Origin of the sequence: Coprococcus sp. AF21-14LB (genome assembly GCF_003458885.1) — a bacterium.
GTDB lineage: Bacteria > Bacillota > Clostridia > Lachnospirales > Lachnospiraceae > UBA9414.
The window spans coordinates 1-2,140 of the sequence record NZ_QRVX01000107.1 but is presented as its reverse complement, the minus strand read 5'-3'; the positions used below and the strand labels follow the sequence as shown (position 1 = coordinate 2,140).

At 43.9% G+C, this 2,140-nt stretch carries 2 protein-coding genes; both read left to right on the top strand.

From position 1 onward, the window contains the following. The first annotated feature begins 149 nt into the window (after window positions 1-149). Window positions 150-1,073: an HPr(Ser) kinase/phosphatase gene (gene hprK / locus DWX73_RS13145; protein ID WP_118349112.1), complete on the top strand. Its 924-nt coding sequence runs from the start codon at window positions 150-152 to the stop codon at window positions 1,071-1,073. An 11-nt stretch (window positions 1,074-1,084) separates the two neighbouring features. Then, window positions 1,085-2,017 carry an ROK family glucokinase gene (locus DWX73_RS13140; protein ID WP_118349111.1) on the top strand — a complete coding sequence of 311 codons (933 nt, stop codon included), beginning with the start codon at window positions 1,085-1,087 and terminating at the stop codon, window positions 2,015-2,017. Window positions 2,018-2,140 lie beyond the last annotated feature (123 nt).

Here is a 2,140-nt window from a genome sequence, read left to right as displayed (position 1 = left end):
GTGGTAACTCAACAATACAACATATATTCAAAAACTGCTACTTTTTTGTTAAAAAAGTGGAAAATTCACGTACCTGGGGCTAGCCGCCGCGCTAGCGGCTTGGTACAATAAATTGAAAGTGCGAGTTGATTCAGGAAAGGAAGAAATATATGAGCAGTGTAGAAATGAAGAAACTGGTTGAAAAGATGAAATTAAAGAATCTTACACCGGATATTTCGCTTGCCGGACGTAAAATCGAAGTGCCGGATATCAACCGTCCGGCGCTGCAGCTGACGGGATTTTTTGAGCATTTTGATGCGGACCGCGTACAGATCATTGGTTATGTGGAATATGCATATTTGCAGAGCATATCAGATGAGAGAAAAGAAGAGATCTATACTCTGCTGTTAGAACGAAAGATTCCGTGTCTGATCTACAGCAGAGATTTACGGCCGGATGAGATCATGCTGCGTAAGGCAGTCGAATACGATGTTCCGGTATTCCTGACAGATAAGGCAACATCTCCGTTTATGGCAGAGATTATCCGATGGCTGAATGTAGAGCTTGCGCCGTGTATTTCTATTCATGGCGTGCTTGTAGATGTTTATGGTGTCGGGGTACTGATCATGGGAGAGAGCGGTATCGGTAAGAGTGAGGCGGCTCTTGAGCTGATTAAGAGAGGGCATCGGCTTGTAACCGACGATGTCGTTGAGATTCGAAAAGTAAGTGATGAAACGCTTGTGGGACGTGCTCCGGATATTACAAGACATTTCATTGAATTGAGAGGAATCGGTATTGTGGATGTGAAGACGCTGTTTGGTGTTCAGAGTGTGAAGGAAACACAGACGATTGATCTTGTAATTACTCTGGAAGACTGGAACAGAGATAAGGAATATGACCGGCTTGGTCTGGAGGAAGAATACACAGAATTCCTGGGCAATAAGGTTGTATGTCATTCTATCCCAATCCGACCGGGACGTAACCTTGCGATCATTGTAGAATCTGCATCTGTTAATCACAGACAGAAACAGATGGGATATAATGCAGCACATGAACTGTATCGCCGTGTGCAGGAAAATTTATTAAAGAAATAGGAGAGAAGAAGATGAACTATTGTTTTGGTGTGGACATTGGAGGAACTACAGTAAAGATGGGATTATTCCAGTTTGATGGCGAACTGGTAGAGAAGTGGGAGATTAAGACGAATACAGCTAATGGGGGACATGCAATTCTTCCGGATATCGCAGAATCTCTGAATCTGAAAATGGAACATCACCATCTGACACAGGAGAACATTCTTGGAATCGGAGTAGGAGTTCCGGCGCCGGTTTCTGAGAATGGTATTGTACAGAAGACTGCTAATCTTGGATGGGGTTATAAAGATGTGAAGCATGAACTGGAAGAATTGACCGGTATCACAGTTGCTGTTGGAAATGATGCCAATGTGGCAGCATTAGGCGAGATGTGGAAAGGCGGCGGACTTGGACATAAGAATCTGATCATGGTAACACTTGGAACAGGTGTTGGCGGCGGTGTAATCGTTAATGGAAAGATTCTGAGTGGTTCTACAGGAGCCGGCGGTGAGATTGGGCATATCTGTGTAAATTATGAGGAGACAGAAGTCTGCGGCTGCGGCGGACGCGGATGTCTGGAACAGTACGCATCTGCAACAGGGATTGTTCGTCTTGCAAAGAGAAAACTGGCAAATGAGACGAGAAAGACACTTCTTGAGAAAGACATGCTGTCTGCAAAATCTATCTTTGATGCTGTGAAAGAAGGAGATGCAGTTGCGATGGAAGTTGCAGAAGAATTCGGACGCTATCTTGGTTATGCGCTTGCGAATCTGGCAGTGATCTCTGATCCGGCAGTCATTGTTATCGGCGGCGGTGTGTCAAAAGCAGGAGAAATTCTTATTTCCTATGTGGAGAAATATTTCAAAGAGAGAGCTTTCTTTGCAAATACTCATGTCATTTTCTCACTTGCCAAACTGGGAAATGATGCGGGAATCTGCGGAGCAGCTAAGTTAGTATTGAACTAAGAAATCTTTCGGTGATTTTTAGAATACAGTTTCAAAAATAATAGAATGAAAAAACGGGCTGTCGGGAAATAGATAGTTCCAAACAGGGGCAGATTTGACTCACATGAGTCAAATCTGCCCCTG

Bases quoted from the DNA above. Each gene is read 5' to 3' on its own strand.
- hprK (WP_118349112.1), top strand. From the start codon at position 150: ATGAGCAGTGTAGAAATGAAGAAACTGGTTGAAAAGATGAAATTAAAG.
- DWX73_RS13140 (WP_118349111.1), top strand. From the start codon at position 1,085: ATGAACTATTGTTTTGGTGTGGACATTGGAGGAACTACAGTAAAGATG.